We start from the raw sequence: 3,256 nt of genomic DNA, 5'->3' as shown, positions 1-3,256 counted from the left end.
GACGGCGCGGTCGCCGCCGCGGTCCGGGACGCCACAGGCGGCGGCGCTGCGGTCGCCGTCGAGGCGCTCGGCTCGGAAGCCACGCTCGCGCAGGGCCTCTGGTCGCTGAGGCGACGCGGCCGGCTCGTGCAGGTCGGCCTCCTGCCGCCCGGGCCCGACGGCGCGGGCCGCCCGCGCGTCGCCCTCGAGCGGGCCATCAGCCACGAGCTGGACCTCCTCGGCAGCCACGGCATGGCCGCGGCCGACTACCCGGGCCTCCTCGCGCTCGTCGCCTCGGGCGCCCTCGACCCGGGCGCGCTCGTCGGCGAGGTGCTGCCCCTGGCCGACGCCGGACGAGCGCTCGTCGAGCTGCCCCGCCGCACCGCGGCGGGCGTCGTCGTCGTCGAGCCCTGGCGCTGACGGGGCCGCCGGAGCCGTCCACGGGCGCGACCGTGCACGGTCACGCTCGTGGACGGCTCAGCCCGAGGCCTCCTCGACGGCCTCCTGACCGTTGACCGGCTCGACCGGCGGCGCCGGGTCCTGCTCGGACCTCGCGCCGGCCACGAGCTCCACGAGGTCCTCGCCGTCGACCCACCGCGTCGGCACGGGCGCCCGCGCCGCCCGGCGCACGAGCCGGTCGGCGGGGAGCGGCGACGGCGAGGCGACGACGACGGCGTTGGCGTAGCGACGGCCCCGGAGCAGGCCCGTCTCCGCGAGGACGCCCACGTGCTCGAAGACCTCCGCCACCGTGGCGACCTCGCGGCGCAGCTTCTTCAGCGGCGGCCGGTCGGCCACGTTGGCGAGGTAGGTGCCGTCCGGGCGCAGCACCCGGGCGACGTCCCGGGTGAACTCGAGGGTCCGCACGTGCCGGGGCGTCGTGTCCCCGGCGAAGACGTCGCGGACGACGGCGTCGGCGCTCGCGTCGCGGCGGGTCGCCAGGCGCTCCCGGGCGTCGCCGACCTGCAGGCGCAGGGCGGGGGAGCGCGGCAGGTCGAACCACTCGCGGACCAGGCGGGCGAGGTCCTCGTCGACCTCGACGGCGACCTGGCGCGAGCCCGGGCGCGTCGCGTCCACGTAGCGGGCGAGGGCGCACCCGGCGGCGCCGAGGTGGACGACCTCCAGCGGCCCCCCGGCCGGCTCGCGCTCGTCGAGGACGTCGGCCATCCACCGCAGGTACTCGAACTCGAGGACCGTCGGGTCGCCCGTGTGGACCGAGGAGCTGGCGACGCCGTTGACGAACACGGTCCAGGCCTGCTCGTCGCTCCCGCTGCGCGCCAGCTCGACGACGCCGCTCGCCGTGGACCACGTGCCGGGCTGCGGCTGGGGGCGGGAGCCGCGGTCGGCGGAGGCGCGGGAGGGGCGGTGGCGGTCGGGCACCGGCCCACCCTGGCCGAGGCGACGACGGCGCGCGCGGGAGGGCCCTCACCGCCGTGCCAGCGTCGGGCGAGCGCCGCGGACGGCGGGCCGGGGGACGGCGGGCCGGGGACGGCGGGCCGGGGACGACGGTCTGGGGAAAGCCGGGGACAGCCCGTCGGACGCCCCCTAGCGTCGCTCCGTGACCACCCCCGCCGCCGCGAGCGACCCGCAGGACGGCCGCGCCGAGCCCCCGCGCGCCGACCTGTCCCCCGAGGAGCGCGCGGAGGTGCGGTCGCTGGCCCGCGCCCTCGACCGGCTCGCCGACTGGGCGGGTGCTCAGGCGCAGCAGGCGCGCAGGAGCCCCGTCACCGAGCGGCTGCAGGCGCACGTGCCGGCGGAGGGGCGCGCCCGCTCGGTCGTCACGCGCCAGCTGCCGGTCTTCCAGCACGTCAACGTGCAGGTCGCGCTCGACGCCTGGTGCGCCGAGGCCGGGCGCGAGGTCGCCGTCGAGGGCGTGGCGATGCCGCCGCACTACGGCGGCGTGGTGCTGCACCAGCTGCTGCACGGCGAGGACCTGCCGCCGCTGCGGCTGGCCGCGCCCGACCTCGTCGACCTGCCCTCCGGTCCCGGCGGGCGCACCCGCGCGTGCTGGCGCAGCGCGCTGCTGCTCGTCTCGGACGCCCGCGGGCGGTGGGTGCTGCGCGTGCGCGGCCCGGAGCAGCACGAGCCGCCGTCGCTGCAGCTCGAGGTCGGCGGCCTCGAGACCGCCGACGCGCAGGCGGTCCTCGACGAGGTCGAGGCGCTGCGCTCCCGCCTGGACGTCTACCGCGGGCAGGTCGTCGAGCTCGCCCCCGGCGACATGGGCGGCGCGGAGCTGCGCTTCGCCGACCTGCCGCCGACGCGGCGCGAGGACGTCGTCCTGCCCGAGGAGGTCCTCCGGCGCGTCGAGCGCCACAGCATCGAGGTGGCGCGCCACCGCACCGCGCTGCGGGAGGCGGGCCAGCACCTCAAGCGGGGCCTGCTCCTCCACGGCCCGCCCGGCACGGGCAAGACGCACACCACGCGGTACGTTGTCCAGCACGTGCCCGGCGCCACCGTCCTGCTGCTCGCCGGTCGGGCGCTGGGACTCGTCGGCGAGGTGTCCGCACTGGCGCGCTCGCTCGCGCCGTCCGTCGTCGTGCTCGAGGACGTGGACCTCGTCGCGGAGGACCGCGGGTTCGGCTCGGGCGCCAGCCCGGTGCTCTTCGAGCTCCTCGACGCCATGGACGGGGCGGCGTCCGACGCCGACCTGCTCTTCCTGCTCACGACGAACCGCGCCGACCTCCTGGAGCCCGCGCTGGCCGCCCGGCCGGGCCGCGTCGACGTGGCCGTCGAGATCGGCCTGCCGGACGCGGACGGACGGCGCCGGCTGCTGGAGCTCTACGCCGCCGGGGTGCCGACGGCTCTCACGGAGGAGGACCTCACGGCTGCCGTCGACCGGACGGAGGGGGTCACCGCCTCCTTCGTCAAGGAGCTGCTGCGGCGGGCGGTGCTCGAGTCGCTCGAGGACGCGCCGGGCGCTCTGCGCGAGGTCCGCGGGCAGCACCTGGAGCGCGCCCTGGACGACCTGCTCGACAGCACCCAGTCGGTGACGCGGGCCCTGCTCGGCGTCCCCGCGGACCAGAGCGGGCCGCCGCTCGTCGAGCCCGTCGGGGAGGAGGGGGAGTCCTTCGGGTGGGTCGCCGGCCCGGGGGTCGTGCCGCACCGGTACGTCGACCGCCTCGGCGACGACTGACCACGGCACAGCACCGGCACGCTCGCTCCGGCTCGTCACCCGTCGTCGGGACGGCGCCGCAGCGCCTTCGTCCGTCCGCGCGCCGTCTTGGCGTCGGTGCGGCGGGCGCGCGCCCGCCGCGAGGGCGCCGTCGCCCGCCGCGACGCG

General features: G+C 78.6%; 3 protein-coding genes. 2 read left to right on the top strand and 1 reads right to left on the bottom strand.

Features of this window, described 5'->3' with window-relative positions; genetic code table 11:
• On the top strand, nt 1-399 hold a 399-nt coding region (locus tag HLB09_RS14795), incomplete at its 5' end, for a zinc-binding dehydrogenase (protein ID WP_171204098.1).
• A 57-nt stretch (nt 400-456) separates the two neighbouring features.
• On the opposite strand, the gene HLB09_RS14790 is transcribed toward HLB09_RS14795, so the two are convergent.
• Nucleotides 457-1,356 carry a spermidine synthase gene (locus tag HLB09_RS14790; protein ID WP_171204097.1) on the bottom strand — a complete coding sequence of 300 codons (900 nt, stop codon included), beginning with the start codon at nt 1,354-1,356 and terminating at the stop codon, nt 457-459.
• Between the two features lie 178 nt (nt 1,357-1,534).
• Between HLB09_RS14790 and HLB09_RS20160 the strand changes: the two genes are divergently transcribed.
• Nucleotides 1,535-3,109 carry an AAA family ATPase gene (locus HLB09_RS20160; protein WP_171204096.1) on the top strand — a complete coding sequence of 525 codons (1,575 nt, stop codon included), beginning with the start codon at nt 1,535-1,537 and terminating at the stop codon, nt 3,107-3,109.
• Nucleotides 3,110-3,256 lie beyond the last annotated feature (147 nt).

It is taken from the genome of Pseudokineococcus marinus (genome assembly GCF_013004605.1).
Taxonomy (GTDB): Bacteria; Actinomycetota; Actinomycetes; order Actinomycetales; family Quadrisphaeraceae; genus Pseudokineococcus; species Pseudokineococcus marinus.
Note: the sequence above shows the minus strand (reverse complement) of the source record. Positions and strands in the feature narration are given on the sequence as shown.